Below are 22,542 nucleotides of genomic sequence, written 5' to 3'. Positions count from 1 at the left end.
GGCATGGTGGGTCGGCGGCATCGCCGTGCTGGTCTATGCCGCCTTCATCCTCAGTGGCGTGGTGGGACGATGAGCCAGACGCCCGCCCCGCCACCCCCGCGCCACGCCGGTCTGCCGCGCCTGATCGGTGTGGCGGTGGCCGTGTTTCTGCTCACGTTCTCGCTGGTGCCGCTGTACCGCATCGCCTGCGAGAAGGTTTTCGGCGTCCGTCTGGAGCGTGGGCCCGGTGCGCAGGCCAGCGCCGGTGCAGCCGCCGCGCGCCGCACCGTGCGCGTGGAGTTCGACGGCGGGGTCAACTCGCGCCTGCCCTGGTCGTTCCACCCCGAGCAGCTGACCATGGAGGTGGTGCCCGGCGAGCTCAACGAAGCGCTGTACTTCGCCCGCAATGACGGCGGTGCAGCCATCGTCGGCAGCGCGGTGCCGTCGGTGGCGCCGGCGCGCGCATCCGGCTACTTCAGCAAGACCGAGTGCTTCTGCTTCACCGCCCAGACCCTGCAGGCCGGCGAAAAGCGCGACATGCCGGTGCGGTTCATCGTCGACCCGGACCTGCCCGCCGACATCCGCACCATCACCCTGTCCTACACCTTCTTCAAGAACGACGCGTTGTCCGAGCGCCTGGCCCCGGCCAGCACGCCATCGCGCAACGCCCACGCCGCCCCCTGACCGCCAGCCGAGACGATCCCATGGCCCAGCCGCCTCCCGATGCCAACGTGTATTTCGTGCCGGCCCAGAGCAGGTGGCCCTTCGTTGGTTCCATCGCGATGATGGTGACCATGGTCGGCGTGGCCAGCTGGCTCAATGAAGCCAGCTGGGGCCGCTGGACCTTCTTCATTGGGCTGGCGATGCTGGTGCTCACCCTGTTCTGGTGGTTCTCCGACGTGGTCCGCGAGTCGCAGGCGGGCAGCTACAACCGGCAGGTCGATGGCTCGTTCCGGATGGGCATGGTCTGGTTCATTTTTTCCGAGGTGATGTTCTTCGGCGCGTTCTTCGGCGCGCTGCTGTACACACGCACGCTCGGCCTGCCGTGGCTCGGCGGCGAGGGTGATGGGGTGATGACCAACGAGCTGCTGTGGCAGGGCTACTCGGCCGGCTGGCCCAGCAATGGCCCCGGCGCGGTGGGTGGCAGCTTCCAGACCATTCCGGCCTGGGGCCTGCCGCTGCTCAACACGCTGATCCTGCTCACCTCCGGTGTCACCCTCACCATCGCCCACCACGCGCTGAAAGCGGGCCGGCGTCGGCAGCTGCTGGTGTGGCTGGGGCTGACCGTGGTGCTCGGGCTGGTGTTTCTCACCCTGCAGGCCGAGGAATACATCCACGCCTATACCGCGCTGAATCTCACGCTGGGTTCGGGCATTTACGGGTCCACCTTCTTCATGCTCACCGGCTTCCATGGCGTGCATGTGTTGCTGGGCACGATCATGCTGGCGGTGATGTGGCTGCGCGCCGCGCGCGGGCATTTCACCCGCGACAACCACTTCGGCTTCGAAGCAGCCGCGTGGTACTGGCACTTCGTCGACGTGGTCTGGTTGATGCTGTTCCTGTTCGTCTACGTGCTCTGAGCGGCCGGCACTCAGCCACCCACACCGTGGGGTCGGATCCAGCCGCTGTAGATGCCCACCACCACCAGCAGGAACAGCGCCACCGATACCCCGATGCGGCGGGTCAATGCGTTCACCGTGCGCTTGGTCTGGCCGCGGTCCACCAGCAGGTAATACAGGCCGGCGCCCAGGTTCCAGACGATGACGATCAGAAAGGCGATCACCAGCAGGGTCTTCAGCGAATCACTCATGGGAGGCTCGGCGACGGGGCAGGTGGTGCTATCTGAGCGCGTTTGCGCGCACTTGTCATGATGCGCCAGCACACGCGGCTGCTGGGCTGGCTGCTGGCGGTGCCAGCGATCGTCCTGTTCTGCCTGCTCGGCCACTGGCAGCTGCAGCGCATGACCGAAAAACAGGCGCTGCTTGATGCGGCCGCCGCCGCCGCGCAGCAGGCGCTGTCGCTGGCCGAGGCCCTGCAGGCACCGGGCCCGGTGCACGGCGTGGCCGACCGCGGTCGATTTCTGCCCGGGGCGGTGCTGCTGGACAACCAGATGCGCCACGGCCGGGCCGGGGTGAAGGTATACCGGCCGTTCCGCGCCGAGAGCGGAGCGCTGCTGCTGGTCGACCTCGGCTGGCGCGCGCTGCCCCCGGACCGGCAGCTGCCGCGGTTGCCGCCTGCGCCGCCGCCCGGCGCGGTGCGCGGCCTGCTGGCGCCGCCACCGGCGGCGGGGCTGGCGCTTGGCCCCGCGCTGACGGCCACCGCCCAGCCCGGTCAGTGGCTGGCCAGCCGTTACGCGGCGCCGGAGCTGGCTGCCGTGCTCGGAGTGGGCACGCTGCCCGACCGGGTGCTGCGGCTGGACCCGACGCTGCCCATCGGTGACGAGCGCGATCTGGACCTGCTGCCCAACACGCTGCCGCCGCAGCGCCATCTCGGGTATGCGGTGCAATGGTTCGGGCTGGCGCTGGCGGTACTGGTGGTGGCCCTGTTGCTGGAAGTGCGCCACCGCCGGCGCCGCGCCGGCCGAGCCGCAGGTGGCTGACGCGCGTGCCGGGCAACCTTTGGTCTGCCGGTCGTCAGGTCACGCCATCCATGAGAAACTGCCACCCATGAACGCCGCCCCGTCACCGCAGTCTCCCGCTCGCGGTTCCGGCCGCCGCACGCTGGTGTTGTTGTTCGCCCTGTTCTTCGGCGCCATTGCCCTGGCGGGCGTGCTGCGCTTTTCCGGCTGGCAGCCGGTGGGTCACCGGAATGTCGGGCAGCTGCTGCAGCCGCCGGTAGACCTCACCCGGCAGCCACCGCGTCTGGCCAACGGCCAGCCCTACGCCTGGCAGCACGACGGCCTGAAGACCTGGAAGATCCTGGTCGCCCCGGCGTCGGGGTGCGCACAGGAGTGCGTCACTTTGTCGCAGGATCTGCTCAAGGTGTGGCAGCTGTTCGGCCATAAGGCCGATAATGTGGAGATCCTGTGGCTGGGTACGCCCCCGGCCGCGTTGGCGGGTGTCCCCGCGCTGCGCGAGCTGGCCCCTTCGCCCGCACTGCGCGCGGCCCTGCCAGGAGCCGATGATCCGGCAGGTACGCCGGTCTATGTGGTCGATCCTCATGGGTTCGTGATCATGCGCCATGCCCCGGGCAGTGACCTGGGCGGCCTGCGCAAGGACATGGCCACGTTGCTGAAACTGAAGTGAGTTCCGTTTGATGAGCCAGTCCGCGCGTCCGGCGCTGCACCGTAATTTCCACCGCCTGGCGTGGTTCGCGATGATCATGACCGCGAGCACGATCATGTTCGGCGCGTTCGTGCGCCTGTCCGACGCCGGCCTGAGCTGTCCGGACTGGCCGACCTGCTATGGGCGGGTCACCTGGCCCCAGCACGTGGAAGAAACCATCGGCCACGCCGCTGCCGAGATCCGCCCGCTGGAGACCCACAAGGCCTGGCGCGAGCAGGTGCACCGCTTCCTGGCCGGTGCGCTGGGCATCGAGATACTCACCCTGGCGCTGCTGGCCACCCGGCGCCGCCGGTTCGGCACCGCCACCGTGGTCACCGCCTGCGCACTGGTGGCCACCGGCATCCCGTTGTACATGATGGGCTGGCACACATCAGCCAGCGTATTGGCGCTGCTGGGCGAAGCCATCCTGCTGGTGGCCGCGCTGCGCTGGAGCAACATCGACCTGGCGCGCGCGGCCGTGCTCACTCTGGCGGTGGTGATCTTCCAGGCCCTGCTGGGCATGTGGACAGTCACCATGCTGCTCAAGCCGATCATCGTCATGGGCCATCTGCTGGGCGGCATGCTGATGTTCGCGCTGCTGATCTGGCTGGCCTGGCGTGCCACCAACCGGCCCATCACCCTGGCGCAGGCACCGCGTCTGGTCTGGTGGCTGCGTGCCGGTGTGGCCGTGCTGGCCCTGCAGATCGCGCTGGGCGGCTGGGTCAGCGCCAACTACGCCGCGCTGGCCTGCGGCGGCGGCAGTCTGTCGCTGGACAACTTCCCGCGCTGCGCCAACCAGTGGTGGCCGCAGCAGAACTACAGCGAAGCGTTCACCCTGTGGCGTGGCATCGGCGTGGATTACGAAGGCGGCGTACTCGACGGTGCCTCGCGCATCGCCATCCAGATGGCCCACCGCCTGTTTGCGATGGTGGTCGGCGTGTACCTGTTCTGGCTGGGCCTGCGCCTGTTCCGCGTGCCCAGCATGCGCGGCTGGGCGGTGGCCCTGATGGGCCTGGTGGTGATCCAGGTCGGCCTGGGCATCGCCAACGTCAAGATGGCGCTGCCGCTGGCCGTGGCTGTCCTGCATAACGGCGGCGCGGTGGCCCTGCTGTTCGTGCTGGTGACCCTGCTGGCCCGCCTGCGCGCCCCGGACTGAGCCGATGCTTGCCAATTACCGTCAATACTGGGACCTGACCAAGCCGAAGGTTGTTGCCCTGATCGTGTTCACCGCACTGGTGGGCATGGTGCTGGCCATTCCCGGCGTGCCCAGCTGGGAGCAGGTGCGTGCCGGCGTGCTGGGCTTTCTCGGCATCTGGCTGTCCGCCTCGGCGGCGGCCGCAATCAACCAGCTGCTGGACGCGCGCATCGACGCGCAGATGGCGCGTACTTCGTGGCGTCCGCTGGTGGTGGGCAAGGTCAAGCCGTGGCAGGTGCTGGTGTTTGCCGGCGTGCTGATCGCGCTGTCGATGACCCTGCTGGTGGTGTGGGTCAACCTGATCACGGCGGTGCTGACCTTCGCCTCGCTGATCGGCTACGCGGTCATCTACACGGTGTACCTCAAGCGGGCCACCTCGCAGAACATCGTGATCGGCGGGCTGGCCGGCGCGATGCCGCCGATGCTGGGCTGGGCAGCGGTCACCGGCATGCAGACCCCCGCCGACTGGGCGTACTCGGGACTGCTGGTCCTGATCATCTTCATCTGGACCCCGCCGCACTTCTGGGCACTGGCGATCTTCCGCCGCGAGGACTATGCCAAGGCCAAGGTGCCGATGCTGCCGGTGACGCACGGCGTAGTGCATACCCGTCGGCAGATCCTGGCCTACAGCGTGGTGCTGGCGCTGGTGTGTGTGGTGCCGTACGTGGTGGGCATGAGCGGCCCGTTCTACCTGGGCGGCGCGCTGGTGCTCAATGCCGTGTTCCTCTGGTACGCGTGGCGCATGCAGAACCCGCCGGACGAACTGTTCTCGATGAAGATGTTCGGCTACTCCGTGGTCTACCTGATGGCCCTGTTCGCCTTCCTGCTGGTGGACCACTGGATCCTGCCGTACGTCTGAGCGCAGCGCCCGTAGCGCCGGGCTCTGCCCGGCGCGCGTGCAGCGCGGCCTTGCGCGATCAAGTGGCTGAAGAGCATCTGGGCAGAGCCCGGCTTTGCGCAAACATGGACCATGGCGCGGGTACTGCTGGCGCCATGCTGCTCAAGCGATAGTCGGGCAAGTCATCCCACTGCAGCTCAAAAGGCAAGATCTACTGCGGGGTTGGCATTTTCTGATACACCTGCCGGACACGGGGCGATAGCGTATCTGCGTGCACATCGCACGTAGACCGAGGACCTGCCATGCCGCAATTCCCGGGAGCGCTCGCGCTGAGCGCCGTCATTGGTCTTGCTCTTGTCACCCAAGCAGCGGACGCACGTATAGGTTCACTCAGTCGGGCCAATTGCCTCGGCTTCGTCAACGAGTCCGTGACCTATGACCGTCCAAATCTCAACCGCTTCATAGGCACGGCATATAGCCGGCACGTTCCACAGGGAAATGTCTTCCCCAAGCACGTGCTGGCTGCACCGAACAATCGTCAACGCGATTGGCGTTTCTACGCGGGCGATGGTTCAGACAGCGAACGAATAACCGTCTTCGGTGAGCACACCTGGGTCGAGCTCGACGCCGCAGGCAATCCTGTTGGTCAACTTGGCAGTCGATCAACTACAGCAACCGACTGCAATCTCGTCGAGTGGTGACCAAAATGAAGAATCCCATCCGGCCCATCGTCGCCCTCGCTTCTTTGCTGCCAATTTCCTCGTTCGCAATCGAGAAAGCAGCATCTCAACCTGCTGAGGCATCTGCAATCGCATTGCAGGCTTGGATCGACGAAAGAGCAGAGCGCGATGGTGAGAGGAAGATGAGCCTACTCGCATCAGGTCAACGCCTTCCGGATGGAATGCATCGGATCCTGTCAGTCGACGATCTGCAAGCACCTGAGAACATCAGAACTTACATTCTTGAGAGCATCAAAAGACGGCAAAATCAGATACTTGAGGTCGATGCCGGCGTTCTACCAGCCGAAAGCACCGTATTGCGTGAGCTGGGCGCGTCTACTGATGACCCCAAGCTTCTTCAACGCCGATTGAGCCTGCCACTGAGCGACCTGTCGCGGACCGTGCTGGGCGCGGCAAGACTTGTTGCCACAAAGGAGGCGGGCGCGCGCGGAAGCGAGGGCGCCACCGGGGCTTCCAGATACTTTCGATTGCCGGATGTCGGCGTTGTCGAATTCCACGAGGAGGACTATCGCGCGCCAGGGACGCTGATCGAAACGTTCCGGGAGGCAGTCAATGCCGAGGTCAACGGCACGCCGGCGATGCTGAGCGTGACGCGCGGTTCTGACGGGCGGGCGCGCATCGAGCTGTCGTGGATCAACGAACTCAAATCCTATGGGCTCACCCTCACTACCGATCATGCTGAACATCTCGAACGCTACCTGGGGCTGATACGCGACATCGCGTCGGCTGTCCGGGATTGAGACGGTGCAGCAGATGAGCCCGAAGAGCCTGACTGCACTGCTGCTCCCACTGGTGATGTCATCCAGTGCCGCCGCAGCGTCCCTTGAGCATGTTGATGCTGTCGGGCGCTGGTTGACCGAAAAAACCCTGCAGGCGGCGCGGGAAGGACGCCCGATTGCGTTACTGAAAGAAAAAGCGGATCCGGCGCCATCAGACCAGTTGATCACGGTTGATTCGCTTGACGCGCCAGATGAGGTCAAGGCGGCGCTGAAAGCACGCTTCGAGCGCGCAGCCCGCGGTGTCGTGGCAGTGCCTGCGGGTAGCATTCCAGCGCTTGCCACGCTGATGGATCAGGTTCCACGTACGTGGCGCTCCGATGCGCAGCTCAGGCAACGGCTGCCGACGCCTCCGAGCGATCTGGGCAATAGTCTCCTCGGCGCGGCACGGTTGCTGGGCATGGAACCCAGCGGAGCGCGTGATGGGCTCCGATCGAGTGGTCTGACGCGCTACTTCCAGCTTGATGAGGTAGGTATCGTCGAGTTCGACGAGGTGTCCGGGTCAGCTCGCGCCGGTGTGTGCAGCACGTTTGCCGAGGCGAACAACACCGAGGTGTCAGGGCAGCCGGCGTTTCTGCAGATGACAGCAGACCCGCACGGGCGAAACAGGGTTGAACTGTACTGGGACCGCGGCGCCAAGTCGTATTCCCTGGTCGCAGTTGGCGATCAACGCCACGACGTGCATCGCACCGCGCAAGTGTTGCGCGCGATTGCAGCGAATGTAGTGGATTGACCCGCGTGCGCGCTTAGCCACCACGTAGAGGGGGCTCTGCCCCGCTGGCGGCAGAAGTGCAGCCGGGCAGAGCCCGGCTCTACGCGGTTACCGGTAGCGCCGGGCCATGCCCGGCGGGGGCCAGACCCGCTTGTGTCAGCGCGGGTCGCGGGCGTAGCGCTGGGCGATGACGCCGCAGACGATCAGCTGGATCTGATGGAACACCATCACCGGCAGCACGATGGCGCCGAGCGTGCCGCCGGCAAACAGCACCTTGGCAATCGGGATGCCGGTGGCCAGACTTTTCTTCGAGCCGCAGAACACGATGGCGATCTCGTCCTCGCGCGAAAAACGCAGGCGGCGCGCGATCAGGGTGATCAGCGGCATGGCGATGCCCAGCAGCACGGCGGCCACCACGGCCACGGCCACCAGTGAAAGCAGCGGGGTCTTCGACCACAGACCTTCGCTCACCGCCTCGCCGAAGGCCGAGTACACCACCAGCAGGATGGTGGCCTGGTCGGTGTAGCGCAGCAGGCCGCGCTGGCGTTCCACCCAGCCGGCGATCCACGGGCGCAGCAGGTGGCCGGCCACGAAGGGCACCAGCAGTTGCAGCATGATGCCGCCGATGGCGCCCAAGGGGTTGTGGACGCCGCCGGAGGTGCCGGCCAGCAGGGTCATCAGCAGCGGTGTCAGGAACACGCCGAGGATGCTCGACAGCGAGGCGCTGCACACGGCCGCAGGCACGTTGCCGCGGGCCATCGAGGTGAAGGCGATCGAGGACTGTACGGTGGAGGGCAGGGTGCTCAGGAACAGCACACCCAGGTACAGCTCAGGCGTCAGCAGCCATCCGGATAGCGGCTTGAACAGCAGCCCCAGCAGCGGGAACATCACGAACGTGCAGCCGAGGATCACCAGGTGCAGGCGCCAGTGCAGCATGCCGGCGACGATGGACTCGCGTGACAGCCGTGCACCGTGCAGGAAGAACAGCGCCGCAATGGCTACGTTGGTCACATCGTCCAGCACCATCGCAGCGGCGCCCTGCATCGGCAGCAGCGAGGCCAGCAGAACCGTGCCCAGCAGGGCCAGGGTGAAATTGTCCGGTCGCAGGCGCGACCACCAGCGGGTCATGGTGGGCAGGCTCCATGGTCAGGAAAAGGGGGGCGGTGGGGCGCTGCGCGGCAAACCATCGCTAGCGTCGTACCGTGGCGCGCGCCTTGAGCAGCTCGCGCAGTTCGTAGCGGTCAGTATCGTCCAGACCCTGCTGGCGCTGCTTTGCGGTGAGCTCTTCCAGACGTTGCTGCAACAGCTGTTTCTCCAGCTGGGTCACCGCGTCGTGCAGCTCCAGGGTCCACATCGCCTCATCGCCGGGCAGGGTCTGCGCGGCGAGCGTGTGCAGCGCACTTTGTTCCTCGCGGCCCTCGAAGTGCTGCAGCAGCGCGCCGGTGCTGATGTCCGGGCGCTGTTCGATCAGCGTCAGCAGTTCCAGCAGCAGCTCCACACCGGGCAGGCGCAGGCCCTGGAAATGGTGGCGCCCGCCCAGGCTGATCGCCAGTGAAGGCTGCTGCAGCAGAATCGCGATGGCCGCCCGCACCAGGCTGCGCTTGGTGATGGGCGCCACCGACGGGCGCGGCGGCAGGCGCGGTGCCTGGCTGGGCTGGGCCGAGGTACCGCCGCCCAGCCCGGTCAGCTGGCCCAGCTGCTGCTTCATCAGGTCGCCGAAGGCGCCGTCGGGAATCTGCGCGAGCATCGGCCTGGCACGCTCGGCCAGCCGTGCGCGACCGTCCAGCGTGGCCAGGTTGATCTCCCGGGTAAGCTCGTCAAAGAAGAACTGCGACAGCGGCGTGGCCTGCTTGAGACGGGCATCGAACGCCTCGGCGCCTTCCTTGCGCACGATGGTGTCCGGGTCTTCGCCGTCGGGCAGGAACAGGAAGAACGCCTGGCGGCCATCCTTCATCCGCGGAAGCACCGACTCCAGCGCCTTCCAGCCGGCGCGGCGGCCGGCGGCGTCGCCGTCGAAGCAGAAGAACACATCCGGCGCGTTGCGGAACAGCAGCTCGGCGTGGTCGGGCGTGGTGGCCGTACCCAGCGTGGCCACCGCCTGGGTCACCCCGAACTGGAACAGCGAGACCACGTCCATGTAGCCTTCAACGACGATCAGCCGCTCGATCTTCTGGTTGGCCTGGCGCACCTGCCACAGGCCGTACAGTTCGCGACCCTTGTGGAACAGCGCGGTTTCCGGCGAGTTGAGGTACTTGGGGCCGTCGTCCTTCTCGAATACGCGGCCGCCGAAGGCGATCACCCGGCCGCGGCGGTCGAAGATCGGGAACATCACCCGGTCGCGGAACTTGTCGTAGACATGGCCGCGGTCGTTCTTCGAGAACAGCCCGGCGCGGTCGAGCAGCTTCATGCGCCGCTCGTCCTTGCCCAGCGCGTCGCGCAGACCGCTGTAGCCGTCGGGCGCGTAGCCGATATGGAAACGCGCGCGGTTGGCTTCGTCCACCCCGCGCCCGTCCAGGTAGCTGCGCGCTTTCTCGCTGCTTTCCAGGTTCTTCTGGAAGAACGTCGAGGCGGCATCCAGCGCGGCATACAGCTCGCGGCTGTCGTCGTGCTGCTGGGCGCTGCGCGGATTCTCGCTGCGTGGCACTTCCATGCCGGCGCGCTTGGCCAGTTCGTCCACCGCGTCGAGAAACTCGAGGCGGTCGTAGTTCATCAGGAAGCTGATTGCGGTGCCGTGCGCACCGCAGCCGAAGCAGTGATAGAACTGCTTGGTCGGCGACACGGTGAACGAAGCCGAGCGCTCGTCGTGGAACGGGCAGCGGGCTGCGTATTCCTTGCCCTGGCGCTTGAGCGGCACCCGGCTGCCGACCACTTCGACGATGTCGGAGCGGGCGAGCAGGTCGTCGATGAAAGCGTCGGGAATGCGGGCCATGGGCAGACGGCAGGCGCGGCACGGGCCGCGCGGGGATAAGGGCAATGGCCGCTAGTTTACCCCTTGGCGACCTCGTTGCCCGGCGTCGGCGGTGCGATGCCGGCCGCCACCAGATGCCCACGGGCGCGCAGCCGCTCGTCGATCACCGAGGTCATCACCGCACCGACAAAGAACACCACGGTGGCGTAGTAGATCCACACCAGCGAGATCACCAGCGCGCCCATCGAGCCATAGGCGCTGCCGGGCGCAACGGTGGCGATGTACACGCCGATGCCATACCGGCCGAGCGCGAACAGCGCCGAGGTGATGACCCCGCCGATGAACGCCTGGCGCCATTCCACCCGCCGGTCGGGCAGATAGTGGTACATGAAGGCAAAGCCCACTGCATACAGCAGCAGCGTGGTGAGGTAGCCGATGGCCGGCAGCACCGAAGGCAGCTGGGCGAAGGCCACCTGCAGCATGGTGGTGGCGGTCATCGAGAGGATCAGCAGGAAGCCCAGCGCCAGCACCACGCCGAAGGAAAACACACGCTTGCGCAGCCAGGCCTTGAGGCCGTCCAGGCGCTCGCCACTGGTGCGGAAGATCAGGTTCAGTGCGTTCTGCAGCTGGGCGAACACCGCGGTGGCACCGACGAACAGCAGCAGGGTGCTCCACAGGCCGGCCAACGAGCCCACGTCGGGCTGGTTGTCGGCGTTCTGCAGCACGGTCTCGGCCACGGTAGCGGCACTGCTGCCGGCAGCGGCGGCGATCTGCCCCACCAGTGCCTGCTGCGCGGGCGGGTACAGCGAGGCGGTCAGCCACAGCAGCAGCACCAGCAGCGGCGCCATCGAAAGCAGGGCATAGAAGGACACCGACGCGGCCTGGGTCAGCACGTCCACGTCGATGAAGCGTTTGATCACCGCAGCAGGGAAGCTGCGCTGCAGGCGCTTGGCGTACTTCTGCAGATGGGCGGGAAGGCCGTTGCCGGCGCGGCTGTCGGGGGCGGGGGAAGAATCAACCATGGTCCGGTTGTAGCAGCCGTCTCCCGAAGAACGGGTGAAGCGATGCGCTGCCGCCGGCCGGAGCGCGGCGGCAGCGGCGGCCGGGTGCAGGCATCTGCCTGCCGACCCGGCCGGACGCGTCAGCCTGCGAGCTGCTGCTTGACCAGCCTGGACACCAGGCCCATGTCGGCCTGGCCCGCCAGCTTCGGCTTCAGCGAGCCCATCAGCTTGCCGATGTCGGCCGGGCCGGCGGCGCCGGTCTCGGCAATCGATGCCTGGATGGCCGCGATGATCTCCGCTTCGCCCATCTTGGCCGGCAGGTAGGCTTCGATCACCACGATCTCGGCGCGCTCGATCTCGGCCAGGTCTTCGCGCTGGGCGGCTTCGTACTGGCTCACCGAGTCCTTGCGCTGCTTGACCATCTTGTCGAGCACGGCGATGACGGCGGTGTCATCCAGTTCGATGCGCTCGTCCACTTCCTTCTGCTTGATGGCGGCGTTGATCAGGCGGATGACGCCCAGCTTGTGCTTCTCGCCGGCCTTCATGGCGGCCTTCATGTCTTCGGTGAGCTGCTGTTTCATGCTCATGGGACACCTCGTGTGTCGATGGGAACGGGAAAGAGGAGGGCAGGGATCGCGTTCGCGCGGGCGGGAACGCAAAAAGCCGGCGACGCTTGCGCGTGCCGGCTTTCATCCCAAAGCGACGGACCGGGGCCCATCGCCATGAGTGCGTCCGATCAGTACAGGCGCTGACGCTTGGTGACGTCGCGCGACGAACGGCGCAGCTGACGCTTCACGGCAGCAGCAGCCTTGCGCTTGCGCTCCTGGGTCGGCTTTTCGTAGAACTCGCGCTTGCGGGTCTCGGCCAGCACGCCGGCCTTTTCGCAAGTGCGCTTGAAGCGGCGAAGAGCAAACTCGAAGGGCTCGTTCTCGCGGACTTTGACGCTGGGCATGAAATCTCCGGGACACAGTAAGACCGGGTCACGCCCGGCGAGCCGCACATTATAGCGGCAGATTGACAAACTGCAAGCCGCTTCACCTGAATGGGGAAGTGACGTTGCGCGATCGGGATCTGCCAGTCCCCAACGGGGCAGGCAGGGGGCGCATAATACTCCATATGCGAGTTCTTGGTATCGAATCATCCTGCGATGAGACTGGAGTGGCGGTGTATGACACCGACCAGTCCGGCATCGCCGCCCTGCGCGCCCATGCGGTATACAGCCAGATCGCCCTGCACGCCGAGTACGGCGGGGTGGTGCCGGAGCTGGCCAGCCGGGACCACGTGCGCAAGCTGTTGCCGCTTATCCGTCAGACCCTGGCCGAAGCCGACCTGTCCATTGCCGACATTGACGGCGTTGCCTACACCGCCGGCCCCGGCCTGGTGGGCGCGTTGCTGGTCGGCGCGGGCGTGGCCCGCGCGCTGGCCTGGGCGCTGGAGGTACCGGCGGTGGGCGTGCATCACATGGAAGGTCACCTGCTCGCACCGCTGATGGAGGACGACCCGCCGCAGGCGCCGTTCGTGGCACTGCTGGTGTCCGGCGGGCATACCCAGCTGGTGGCGGTGGACGCCATCGGCCAGTACCGGCTGCTGGGCGAAACGCTCGATGACGCCGCCGGCGAAGCCTTCGACAAAACCGCCAAGCTGATGGGCCTGCCCTACCCGGGCGGGCCGCAGCTGGCCGCGCTGGCCGAGCAGGGCACACCCGGCGCCTACCGGTTCGCCCGGCCGATGACCGACCGGCCGGGGCTGGATTTCAGTTTCTCCGGGCTCAAGACCCAGGTGCTGCTGGCCTGGCGCGACAGCGACCAGAGCGAGCAGACCCGCGCCGACATCGCCCGTGGCTTCGAGGACGCGGTGGTCGACACCCTGGCGATCAAGTGTGAGCGCGCGCTGGATGCGGCCGGTACCGATGTCATCGTGGTGGCCGGTGGTGTGGGTGCCAACAAGCGCCTGCGCGCCAAGCTGCAGCAGATGGCGCAGCGGCGCGGTGGCCGCGCCTGTTTCCCGCGCCCGGCGCTGTGCACCGACAACGGCGCGATGATCGCCTTCGCCGGCGCCCTGCGCCTGCAGGCTGGCCAGCACAGCCCGGCCAGTGTGCAGGTCACCCCTCGCTGGGACATGGCGACCCTGCCGGCGGTATGACCGCGCGTTGATCGCTGCGGTCTGATATGTCGCGTATGCCACGCCGAGGCGGCGGCAACGACGCCGGTCAGTCAACGAAGAGGGCGTCGAGGCCGGGCGGCGAACACCGCATTGCGGGCAGCGTCACGACGCTGCCGTTACCATGATCGCCTGATTTTATTGGCAGGCTATATGGACAAGGTGTTCATTGAAGGGCTGGAGATCGACGCCCTGATCGGTATCTATGACTGGGAGCGGCGCATCCGCCAGACGCTGGTGTTCGATCTGGAGATGGGCTTTGACAACCGTCCGCCCGCGGCCAGCGACGATATCGCCGATACCCTCAATTACAAGGCCGTCAGCAAGCGGCTGGAGGCGTTCGTGCGTGAGTCGGATTTCGGCCTGGTCGAAACCCTGGCCGAGCGCTGTGCGCAGATCGTGCTGGACGAGTTCAATGTGCGCTGGCTGCGGCTGAAGCTGAGCAAGCCCGGCGCCGTGCGCGGCGCACGCGCCGTCGGCGTGATCATCGAGCGCGAACGCGCCTGATCCCAAGCGGGGCCGTGCATGCCCCGCTGCCGGGACATGCCCGGCCATCCACCGCAACGCCGGGCCGTGCCTGGCATTCCACACGCACTGCCGGGGTTCTGCCCGGCAAAAAGAGGTACCCACGATGATCAACCCTGCCCACACCGTGCAGATGCTCGACAACCTGGAAGCCACACTGCAGCCGTGGCCCGGCGCCTATACCGCCCTCATGCTTGCCGCGCTGGTGCTGGCCGCCGCGCTGGCCAACTGGGTGACCAAGCGGGTGCTGGTGCGCGGCCTGCGGCGCCTGCTCAGCCGTCTGCCCGGGGCCGATTCGGGCCCGGGCAGTCACGTGATGCGGGTGATCTCGCGCCTGTCCAACGTGGTGCCCAGCCAGGTCATTGCCTGGGGCATCGTGATGGTGCCTGACCTGCCGGTGGCGTTGACCACGCTGATCGTCAACCTGTGCGTTGCCTGGGCTGTGCTGACTCTGGCGCTGGCCTTCTCGCACGCGCTCGACGCGGCCAACGCCATCTACGACCGCCGCCCGGACGCACGCAACAAGCCGATCAAGGGCTACCTGCAGGTGGCCAAGATCCTCATTTTCTTCGCCGCCGGTCTGGTCATCGTGGCCAAGCTGCTGGGCGTGCACGTCGGGCCGCTGGTCACCGGTCTGGGCGCGGCCACCGCGGTGCTGATGCTGATCTTCCAGGACACCATCCTGTCGCTGGTTGCCAGCGTGCAGATCAGTGGCGATGGCCGCGTGCGGCTGGGTGACTGGATCGAGATGCCGAGCCAGAACGCCGACGGCGATGTCATCGACATCGCCCTGCACACCATCACCGTGCAGAACTGGGACAAGACCATCACCACCATTCCGACCAAGAAGCTGGTCACCGAGTCGTTCAAGAACTGGCGCGGCATGCAGGAGTCCGGCGGCCGCCGCATCAAGCGCGCGCTGTATCTGGACCAGCACAGCGTGGCCTTCCTGGATGAGACATCGCGCGCCGCGCTGGGCCAGTTCTCGCTGCTGGACGAGTACCTGCGCGGCAAGGATGACGAACTGGCGCAGTGGAATGCCAGGCTGCGCGAGCAGGGGCTGGCCGAGGTCAACAGCCGCCGCGTGACCAACCTGGGTACCTTCCGCGCCTACATCGAGCGTTACCTGGGCAGTCACCCGGGGATCAACACCGACATGACCCTGATGGTGCGCCAGCTCGAGCCCACCACCGAAGGCCTGCCGCTGGAGATCTACTGCTTCACCCGCAGCACCGCATGGGCGGTGTACGAAGGAGTGCAGTCGGACATCTTCGACCACCTGCTGGCGATCATGCCGCTGTTCGGCCTGCGCGTGTTCCAGGCCTCCAGCGACGCGATGCTGATGGACGCCCGCGAGCGCCTGCAGCGGTAGAGCCGACCCCACGGTCGGCTCCCGCGCGCAGCGCGGCAGGCAGCAGCGGTGACGACCAACGGTCGTCACCTACCGGAGGGGCCCGCCACTACGGGTCACGCACGACCGCCATCGTCCCAAGACGGTAAGCTTGCACAGGGCAGGGGTGCCCAAGGGCGCCCACGCCTTCAACATGAACGACGAAGTTGCGCACTTTTGTGCCCGGTACCTCTACAATGCCGGGCTTGTAAACGTTTTCATAAGGACAGCTGGTGGCCTCCGAACGCATCGAAAACCTCATTGCCCAGATGACCGTCGAGGAAAAAGTCGGCCAGCTGGGCGTCTTTGCCGACATGGTCCGCCCGTTTGCGCCCGACGTGAACCCGGAAAACAACGTGCGCAACGCCGACCAGGTGCTGCAGCAGGTGCGCGAAGGCAAGGTCGGCTCGCTGTTCAACGGAGTGGGCGCCGAGCTGGGTCGCCAGATCCAGAAGGTCGCGCTGGAAGAAAGCCGTCTGGGCATTCCGGTGATCCTGGCTGCCGACGTCATCCACGGCATGCGCACGGTCTTCCCGATTCCGCTGGGCGAAGCGGCCAGCTTCGAGCCGGACCTGGCCGAGCGCACCGCGCGCGCCACCGCCATCGAAGCCACCGCCGCCGGCCTGCACTGGACCTACGCCCCGGCTGTGGACATCGCCCGTGACCAGCGCTGGGGCCGTGGCGCTGAGGGCGCCGGCGAAGACGTGGTGCTGGGCTGCGCGTTCGCTGCTGCGCGCGTGCGCGGTTTCCAGGGCGACGACCTGCGCGCCGGTGATTCGCTGCTGGCCACCCCGAAGCATTTCGCGGCCTACGGCGCGGTGCTGGCGGGCATGGAATACAACATGGTGGACATCTCGCCGCAGACCCTGCGCGATGTGCACCTGCCGCCGTTCAAGGCGGCCTTCGACGCCGGTGCCATCACCGTGATGTCCTCGTTCAACGACATCAATGGTGTGCCGGCCAGCGCCAACGCCGAACTGCTCACCGACATCCTGCGCGGCGAATGGAGCTTCCCCGGCGTGGTGATCTCCGACTACACCGCCGACATGGAGCTGGTGGCCCACGGGTATGCGGCCGATGACCGCGACGCCACCGCCAAGGCGTTCACCGCCGGGCTCGACCTGAGCATGCAGAGCGGCTTCTACGCCGAGCACCTGCCGGGGTTGGTGGAAAGCGGCGAGGTGCCGATGTCGGTGCTCGACGAGGGCGTGCGTCGCATGCTGTGGCTGAAGGAAGCGGTCGGCCTGTTCGACGACCCCTACCGCTCGCTCGACCCGCAGCGTGAAGCGGACACCTCGCATATCGAAGCGCACGATGCGCTCTCGCGCGATGCGGCGCGTCGCTCCATCGTGCTGCTGAAGAACGAGCAGTCGGTGTTGCCGCTGCGCCGCCAGGGGCAGAAGCTCGCGTTGATCGGCCCGTTCGTGCAGGACCGCGAAAACATCGAAGGCTGCTGGACGCTGTTCGGCGACAAGGATCGCTACGTGGACCTGGAAACCGGCGTGCGTGCGGCGATGGACAGCGCGGACGATCTGGAAATCGTGCCCGGCTGCGCGCTGGAAGCCCCCCTCGACGGTGGCATAGAAGCGGCCGTGGCGGCCGCGCTGCGTGCCGATGTGGTGGTGCTGGCACTGGGCGAGCCGCAGCGATACAGCGGTGAAGCGCAGTCGCGCGTGGAGATCACCCTGCCGCCGGCACAGCAGGCGCTGGCCGAAGCGGTGGCGATGACCGGCAAGCCGCTGGTGGTGCTGCTGCGTAATGGCCGCGCGCTGGCCCTGCAGGGCGCGGTACGCAATGCGCAGGCCGTTGCGGTCACCTGGTACCTGGGCACGCAGACCGGTCACGCCGTGGCCGATGTGCTGTTCGGCGCGTACAGCCCTTCCGGCCGCCTGCCGGTGAGCTTCCCGCAGGTCTCCGGCCAGCAGCCCTATTTCTACAACCACCCGCGCACCGGCCGCCCGGAACTGCCGACCATGTCCGAGTTCAAGGCCCGCTGGCGCGAGATTCCCAACGAGCCGCTGTATGCCTTCGGCCACGGCATTGGCTACACCAGCTTTGCCTACGGCGTGCCGGCGCTGAGCACCGCACGTCTGGGCTGGGATGACACCCTGGTCATCACCACCACGCTGACCAACACCGGCAGCGTGGCCGGTGAGGAAGTCGCGCAGCTGTACATCCATGACCGTGTAGCCAGCCGCGTGCGTCCGGTGCGCGAGCTGAAGGCATTCCGCAAGGTCCTGCTGCAGCCGGGTGAATCGGCCGAGGTGCAGTTCACGCTTGATCGCAGTCAGCTTGCCTTCACCGGCCGTGACGGCCAGCTGCGCGCCGAGCCCGGCCTGTTCGATGTGTGGGTTTGTGCCTCGGCCATTGCCGGTGAGCCGGTGCAGTTCGAGCTGCTGGCCGGCTGAGGCTGACGCCTTCGGCTTGCCCGAAGGCTGCCGTAACGCCCGACAAGGCCCGCGTCGCAGGACGCGGGCCTTGCCGTATAGGGACCGATCACAGGTGCTGCCGTAGGCTGCGGCTATTGTCCCTTTCGGAGCCTGCGCATGCGTATTTCCCCTTCCCTGTTGCTGCTGGCCCTGCCGCTGGCGCTGTCGGCCTGCAGCAAGCCTGCCGACGACCAGGCTCCGGCCAGCACCGCTACCGCGGCGGCCACCAGCCCCAGCACCACCGCGACTGATCCGGCTGCCGCCCCGCAACCGCAGGCACCGACGCGTCCGGCCACCGATGTGCCGTCGCCGAACGAGCCCACGGCCGCCACCCTGCCGTCCACCAGCGAGACCGACAGCGAGGGCGGCGCACGTGCGCGTATCGAAGCACTGCTGGGCGATGCCGCGCAGTACGAGCAGGTGTTCAACGGCTTCCGCAAGGCAGTGGCCGACAACGACCGCATGCAGGTCGTGGAGTATCTTCGTTTCCCGCTCAACAGCGGCCCGGGTGAGAAGATCGACGGCCCCGGCCAGTTCCAGAACAACTACGACCGCCTGCTGACCCCCGCGCTGAAGAAGACGCTTGCTGCGCAGGACTTCGACAAGGTGTTCGTCAACTCGCAGGGCGTGATGATCGGCCGTGGCCAGGTGTGGCTCAACGGCACCTGCAAGGACAGCGCCTGCACCCAGGTCGACGTCAAGGTCATCACGCTGCAGCCGTAAGCTGCGCGCAGCGCCGGGCGCTGCCCGGCGCGTGTGCTGCATCAGGCCCGACCGGGGTCGGGCCTGCGCTCCTCAGCCTTTCGGGGTCAGCTTGAGCAGCTTGGCATTCTTGCCGTCTTCAAGCACCCACACCGCGCCATCCGGTCCCTGCTCGACTTCACGGATGCGCGCGCCCATGTCGAAGCGCTCGGCCTCGCGCGCGTTCTCACCGTCGAACGCCACCCGCACCAGCGCCTGCGAAGAGAGCCCGCCGATGAAGCCGCTGCCCTGCCACTGCGGGAACAGGCTGCCGTTGTAGATCAGGAAGCCTGCCGGCGAAATCACCGGATTCCAGGTGATCTTCGGCGCGTTGAACTCGGGGCGGGTGCTGTGGTCGGGAATCTTGCGGCCATCGTAGTGGTCGCCATTGGAGACGATCGGGTAACCGTAGTTGGCGCCACGCTCGATCAGGTTCAGTTCGTCGCCGCCGGCCGGGCCCATCTCGTGGACCCACAGACGTCCCTGCGCATCGAAGGCGATGCCCAGCGCGTTGCGGTGACCCAGCGACCACACCTGTGCCGCCACACCGCCCTGTCCGGCGAACGGGTTGTCGTCCGGCACGCTGCCGTCATCATTGAGCCGGATCAGCTTGCCCAGGTTGCTGGACATGTCCTGGGCGGGATCGAACTTCTGCCGTTCGCTTGAAGTGATCCACAGCTTGCCATCCGGACCGAAGGCGAGACGGTGACCATAGTGGCCGCGACCACTGACCTTGGCCTCCTGCCGCCAGATGACCTGCATGTTCTGCAGCTCGCCACTGCCATCGTCGGCCAGCACCAGCTTGGCGCGGGCCACGGCAGCACCGCGCGTATCGTTGCTGCCTTCCTCGGCATAACTGAGGTAGACCCAGCCGTTGTTGGCGAAATCAGGGTGCAGCAGCACATCACCCATGCCACCCTGACCGCCGTAGGCCACCTTCGGCCCTCCGGTGATCTCATGGCGTGCACCGGTGGCCACGTTGTAATGCTGCAGACGGCCGCGCTTTTCGGTGACCAGCAGGCTGCCATCGGGCAGGAAGGTCATCGCCCAGGGTTCATCGAACCGGGCCACTTCGGTGGCATTGAAGGTCCAGCCGGGCTGGGTGGTGGTCTTGTCTTCGGCTGCCTTGGCAGCGCCTGCGGCCACGGGGGTATCCGGGCCGGAGGCGCTGCAGGCGGTGGTGGTGAGCAGGGCAGGGGTCAGGCCGATGGCCAGAGTAAGCAGCAGCTTGCGGGTCATGGGATCTCCAGGAGGGGATGCGGATGGCCAAACCCTCTTTTACACCAGACCCATGTGACGAGCGTGGCCCGAAGGTCCTGCCGCGTGCTGTATGGCGTGCGAAGCTCAGGTGCCGCGGGGCGTGCCCTTGTCCAGGCGCGGGTCCAGCAGCAGGGCTTCTTCCCAGCCGCGGCGGACGGCCAATCGGGCCTGTTCCCACTCCAGACGGCTCTGACCACGCTCGGCGGCCCAGCGGGTTTCCAGCTCACGCTCCACTTCCTCGTAGGCGCGGGCGATCTGGTCGGCGCGGCTGGCGTGGCCCATCTGATACGCCGGCTCGTAGTCGTCGAAGAACAGCTTGTTGTCGTAGTACGGCTCGTTCGAGTAACGGTCGCGCCAGTAATCGGAGACAGCCTGACGCGGCACGCCATCGTTCGGCACGCGGCCGGGGATCTGGTAGTCGTTGCTCATGGAACCTCCTCGGTCGTGATGAGTCTCGAGGGTCGCGTATCAGTGGTTAACCCCACGGCCCCGCCGCGTGATCCCGGCGTAGAGCCGACCCCACAGTCGGCTCCACGCGCAGCGCGGCAGCCAGACACAGTGACGACCAACGGTCGTCACCTACGCGGGAACCGATAGATCACCGCGCCGACCACGAACGCCAGTGCGGCTGCGCCGATGTTCAGCCAGCTGGCGCTGGCAAACAGCGCCAGGCACACCAGCAGCGCAAGCACCGGAATCAGCGGTCCGCCGGGCAGCTTCAGCGTACCGGGTCGATCGGCAAAGCGCCGCGCCAGTACCAGCACAGCCGCCGCGGTGCCGATGTAGGCGAACAGGCGGGTAGTCATCGACAGCAGCGCCAGCTGCACGAACGAGCCGGTCAGTGCCAGCGCCAGCGCGATGATGCCCTGGCACAGGATCGCCGCAGCCGGCGTACGGAAGCGCGGATGTACGCGCGCCAGCAGCTGCGGGCCGTAGCCATCGCGCGCCAGGGCGAACAGGAAGCGCGGCCCCATCATCATCGTGTTGCTGTTGGTACCCAGAATGGAGATGGTCGCGCCCACGGTGAGGATCAGCGCCAGCGCCTCGCCGCCAAAGCCAGCGGCCGCATCGGCCAGCGGCGTGGCCGAGTTGGCCAGCCCGGCCAGGGTGCCCTGGGCCACCAGCTGCACCGCCGCGTAGATGACGGTGACACTGACGATCATGGTGATCAGCGCAAACGGAATGTCGCGGCGCGGGTTGCGGTACTCGCCAGCGGCAGCTGGAATGTTCTCGAAGCCAGCGTAGGCATACAGCAGCAACAGCGCTGCTTCACCCATGCGCTGCAGGTCGTGCGGGTCCGGACGCTGGCCGGCGAAGGCCAGCTGCGGGTCGATGTAGAACAGGCCGATGGCCACGAACAGCACCAGCGGCACCAGCTTGCCGATCACCAGGATCACCCCGGTGCGTGCGGCCGAGCGCACGCCGACGATGTTCACCGCGGTCAGAAAGCCCAACGACAGTACGATCACGGCAAGCCGCCCGGCGCCGCTGCCCGCCATCGGCCAGAAGCGGGCCACCGCGTCGGCCAGCGCGTTGCTCAGCGCTGCCGCCGAACTGATGCGGGTCAGCCAGATCATCCAGCCGATCTGGAAACCGGCAAACCGGCCAAAGGCCTCGCGCGCGTACAGGTAGCTGCCGCCGGGCTCGTCGAAACAGCTGGCTGCCTGCGCATAGCACAGCACCAGCAGGGCCACCACGATGCCGGCGGCGACCACGCCCCACAGGCTGAAGGGCCCGAGCAGGGCCACCGTTGCGGCAGGCAGCAGGTAGATGCCGCTGCCGATCACATCGTTGATCGACAGTCCGACGATCTGCCAGCGGCTGACCGCGCGCTGCAGCTGTGGCTCGTCTGCAGGCGCGCTCATCGTGCCGGCTCCGGCAATGCCGGCAGGTGCCAGGCACTGCGCAGCTGCGCGTACTGCGCACGCGGCAGCAGCACGAAGCGCGGTTGTGCCTGCGGCTGCAGCCAGGCCAGCAGCGCCTGCATGTCAGCAGCGTTCATCGCGGTGCAGCCGGCGGTGGCCTCACCCGGCTGGCGCCAGAGATGGGCGAAGATGCAGCTGCCACGACCAGGCAGGTTGCGCGGGTTGTGCTCGATCACCAGCCCCTGCTGGTAGCGCACATCGCCGTTGCCGTGCAGGTCCAGTCGCATCGGTTCGGTCGAGCCGGCCACCGCCTCGGTGCCTACTTCGCGCGCGTCGACGATGCGGTTGTAGTAGGGCGAATCCACCACGTCCATGCAGTAGCTGCTTGCCTGCATCGGTTGCCACGGCATGCGGGTCTCGGCCTGCGCTGCATAGCCGAACGCGGTACCCAGCGCGAAGATGCCGGCCGGGCTGCGCCCATCGCCTTCCTGCTTGCGCGGCCCGTCGCTCTGTTGCGGATGCAGGCCCAGCCCCCACGCACTGCCACTGCGGCCCAGGGCCACGTCGAAGGGCGCGCGCGCCGGCTGCCAGCGCCCGTGCCGCATTTCGTAGGCATGCAGCTCGCCGCGCGTGCTGTCCCAGTTGTCGCTGGTCACCACCACCAGCTGGGTGGCGCCGTCCAGCGGCAACCCGGCATGGGCGGAGCCAGCCAGCATCAGAAACACCAGGGCGGCGTGGCGCAACAACGCGGTCATCAGGG

At 67.1% G+C, this 22,542-nt stretch carries 24 protein-coding genes; 14 read left to right on the top strand and 10 right to left on the bottom strand.

Annotation, left to right across the window (positions count from 1 at the left end):
* Nucleotides 1-69: 69 nt before the first annotated feature.
* Together RZA67_RS16060 and RZA67_RS16055 are read left to right on the top strand one after the other, a co-directional pair.
* Complete coding sequence (locus RZA67_RS16060; RefSeq protein ID WP_317213723.1) at nt 70-663, top strand: cytochrome c oxidase assembly protein; 594 nt, start codon at nt 70-72, stop codon at nt 661-663.
* Nucleotides 664-683: 20 nt separating this feature from the next.
* Nucleotides 684-1,559, top strand: coding sequence for a cytochrome c oxidase subunit 3 (locus RZA67_RS16055; RefSeq protein ID WP_317213722.1), 876 nt, complete (start codon nt 684-686; stop codon nt 1,557-1,559).
* An 11-nt stretch (nt 1,560-1,570) separates the two neighbouring features.
* On the opposite strand, the gene RZA67_RS16050 is transcribed toward RZA67_RS16055, so the two are convergent.
* Nucleotides 1,571-1,789, bottom strand: a complete 219-nt coding sequence (locus RZA67_RS16050) for a twin transmembrane helix small protein (RefSeq protein ID WP_317213721.1) — start codon at nt 1,787-1,789, stop codon at nt 1,571-1,573.
* 57 nt (nt 1,790-1,846) lie between these two features.
* Between RZA67_RS16050 and RZA67_RS16045 the strand changes: the two genes are divergently transcribed.
* The 7 genes from RZA67_RS16045 to RZA67_RS16015 all read left to right on the top strand — a co-directional run bounded on the left by RZA67_RS16045 (nt 1,847) and on the right by RZA67_RS16015 (nt 7,524).
* Complete coding sequence (locus RZA67_RS16045) at nt 1,847-2,578, top strand: SURF1 family protein (RefSeq protein WP_317213720.1); 732 nt, start codon at nt 1,847-1,849, stop codon at nt 2,576-2,578.
* Nucleotides 2,579-2,645: 67 nt separating this feature from the next.
* Entirely contained in the window at nt 2,646-3,224 is a 579-nt protein-coding gene (locus RZA67_RS16040; RefSeq protein WP_317213719.1) for a hypothetical protein, read from the top strand.
* 10 nt (nt 3,225-3,234) lie between these two features.
* Nucleotides 3,235-4,398 carry a COX15/CtaA family protein gene (locus RZA67_RS16035; protein WP_317213718.1) on the top strand — a complete coding sequence of 388 codons (1,164 nt, stop codon included), beginning with the start codon at nt 3,235-3,237 and terminating at the stop codon, nt 4,396-4,398.
* A gap of 4 nt (nt 4,399-4,402) precedes the next feature.
* On the top strand, nt 4,403-5,296 hold the full coding sequence (gene cyoE, locus RZA67_RS16030) for a heme o synthase (protein ID WP_317213717.1): 894 nt from the start codon (nt 4,403-4,405) through the stop codon (nt 5,294-5,296).
* A 281-nt stretch (nt 5,297-5,577) separates the two neighbouring features.
* Nucleotides 5,578-5,976, top strand: coding sequence for a hypothetical protein (locus tag RZA67_RS16025; RefSeq protein WP_317213716.1), 399 nt, complete (start codon nt 5,578-5,580; stop codon nt 5,974-5,976).
* Between the two features lie 5 nt (nt 5,977-5,981).
* Nucleotides 5,982-6,755, top strand: coding sequence for a hypothetical protein (locus RZA67_RS16020; RefSeq protein ID WP_317213715.1), 774 nt, complete (start codon nt 5,982-5,984; stop codon nt 6,753-6,755).
* A gap of 13 nt (nt 6,756-6,768) precedes the next feature.
* The gene (locus RZA67_RS16015) at nt 6,769-7,524 is read left to right on the top strand and encodes a hypothetical protein (protein ID WP_317213714.1); all 756 of its coding nucleotides are present in this window, start codon (nt 6,769-6,771) and stop codon (nt 7,522-7,524) included.
* A gap of 135 nt (nt 7,525-7,659) precedes the next feature.
* On the opposite strand, the gene RZA67_RS16010 is transcribed toward RZA67_RS16015, so the two are convergent.
* The 5 genes from RZA67_RS16010 to rpsU form a co-directional block, all read right to left on the bottom strand.
* Nucleotides 7,660-8,631 (bottom strand): bile acid:sodium symporter family protein, encoded by a 972-nt coding sequence (locus tag RZA67_RS16010; RefSeq protein ID WP_317213713.1) that lies wholly within the window; start codon nt 8,629-8,631, stop codon nt 7,660-7,662.
* Nucleotides 8,632-8,692: 61 nt separating this feature from the next.
* Nucleotides 8,693-10,432 carry a DNA primase gene (dnaG, locus tag RZA67_RS16005; RefSeq protein ID WP_317213712.1) on the bottom strand — a complete coding sequence of 580 codons (1,740 nt, stop codon included), beginning with the start codon at nt 10,430-10,432 and terminating at the stop codon, nt 8,693-8,695.
* A 56-nt stretch (nt 10,433-10,488) separates the two neighbouring features.
* Nucleotides 10,489-11,433 carry a YihY/virulence factor BrkB family protein gene (locus RZA67_RS16000; RefSeq protein ID WP_317213711.1) on the bottom strand — a complete coding sequence of 315 codons (945 nt, stop codon included), beginning with the start codon at nt 11,431-11,433 and terminating at the stop codon, nt 10,489-10,491.
* A gap of 119 nt (nt 11,434-11,552) precedes the next feature.
* Complete coding sequence (locus RZA67_RS15995) at nt 11,553-11,999, bottom strand: GatB/YqeY domain-containing protein (protein ID WP_317213710.1); 447 nt, start codon at nt 11,997-11,999, stop codon at nt 11,553-11,555.
* Nucleotides 12,000-12,148: 149 nt separating this feature from the next.
* Entirely contained in the window at nt 12,149-12,364 is a 216-nt protein-coding gene (gene rpsU / locus RZA67_RS15990) for a 30S ribosomal protein S21 (RefSeq protein ID WP_002808376.1), read from the bottom strand.
* A 164-nt stretch (nt 12,365-12,528) separates the two neighbouring features.
* Here rpsU and tsaD point away from each other — a divergent pair, with 164 nt between their 5' ends.
* The 5 genes from tsaD (at nt 12,529) to RZA67_RS15965 (ending at nt 18,639) form a co-directional block, all read left to right on the top strand.
* Entirely contained in the window at nt 12,529-13,554 is a 1,026-nt protein-coding gene (gene tsaD, locus RZA67_RS15985) for a tRNA (adenosine(37)-N6)-threonylcarbamoyltransferase complex transferase subunit TsaD (protein WP_317213709.1), read from the top strand.
* Between the two features lie 171 nt (nt 13,555-13,725).
* A complete protein-coding gene (folB, locus tag RZA67_RS15980) occupies nt 13,726-14,079 on the top strand; it encodes a dihydroneopterin aldolase (protein ID WP_317213708.1) in 354 nt (117 codons plus the stop codon).
* A 124-nt stretch (nt 14,080-14,203) separates the two neighbouring features.
* On the top strand, nt 14,204-15,469 hold the full coding sequence (locus RZA67_RS15975; RefSeq protein WP_317213707.1) for a mechanosensitive ion channel domain-containing protein: 1,266 nt from the start codon (nt 14,204-14,206) through the stop codon (nt 15,467-15,469).
* A 251-nt stretch (nt 15,470-15,720) separates the two neighbouring features.
* The gene (locus RZA67_RS15970) at nt 15,721-17,895 is read left to right on the top strand and encodes a glycoside hydrolase family 3 N-terminal domain-containing protein (protein ID WP_317213706.1); all 2,175 of its coding nucleotides are present in this window, start codon (nt 15,721-15,723) and stop codon (nt 17,893-17,895) included.
* A gap of 138 nt (nt 17,896-18,033) precedes the next feature.
* Nucleotides 18,034-18,639, top strand: a complete 606-nt coding sequence (locus RZA67_RS15965; RefSeq protein WP_317213705.1) for a hypothetical protein — start codon at nt 18,034-18,036, stop codon at nt 18,637-18,639.
* Between the two features lie 72 nt (nt 18,640-18,711).
* On the opposite strand, the gene RZA67_RS15960 is transcribed toward RZA67_RS15965, so the two are convergent.
* From RZA67_RS15960 to RZA67_RS15945, 4 genes are all read right to left on the bottom strand, one after another.
* Nucleotides 18,712-19,896, bottom strand: a complete 1,185-nt coding sequence (locus RZA67_RS15960; protein ID WP_317213704.1) for a PQQ-dependent sugar dehydrogenase — start codon at nt 19,894-19,896, stop codon at nt 18,712-18,714.
* Between the two features lie 105 nt (nt 19,897-20,001).
* A complete protein-coding gene (locus RZA67_RS15955) occupies nt 20,002-20,346 on the bottom strand; it encodes a hypothetical protein (protein ID WP_317213703.1) in 345 nt (114 codons plus the stop codon).
* Between the two features lie 146 nt (nt 20,347-20,492).
* The gene (locus tag RZA67_RS15950) at nt 20,493-21,782 is read right to left on the bottom strand and encodes an amino acid permease (protein ID WP_317213702.1); all 1,290 of its coding nucleotides are present in this window, start codon (nt 21,780-21,782) and stop codon (nt 20,493-20,495) included.
* On the bottom strand, nt 21,779-22,537 hold the full coding sequence (locus RZA67_RS15945) for a hypothetical protein (protein WP_317213701.1): 759 nt from the start codon (nt 22,535-22,537) through the stop codon (nt 21,779-21,781). The genes RZA67_RS15950 and RZA67_RS15945 overlap by 4 nt, the downstream gene beginning before the upstream one ends.
* Nucleotides 22,538-22,542: the final 5 nt, after the last annotated feature.

Source organism: Stenotrophomonas sp. C3(2023) (genome assembly GCF_032911385.1).
In the GTDB taxonomy this organism is placed as follows: Bacteria; Pseudomonadota; Gammaproteobacteria; order Xanthomonadales; family Xanthomonadaceae; genus Stenotrophomonas.
Note: the sequence above shows the minus strand (reverse complement) of the source record. Positions and strands in the feature narration are given on the sequence as shown.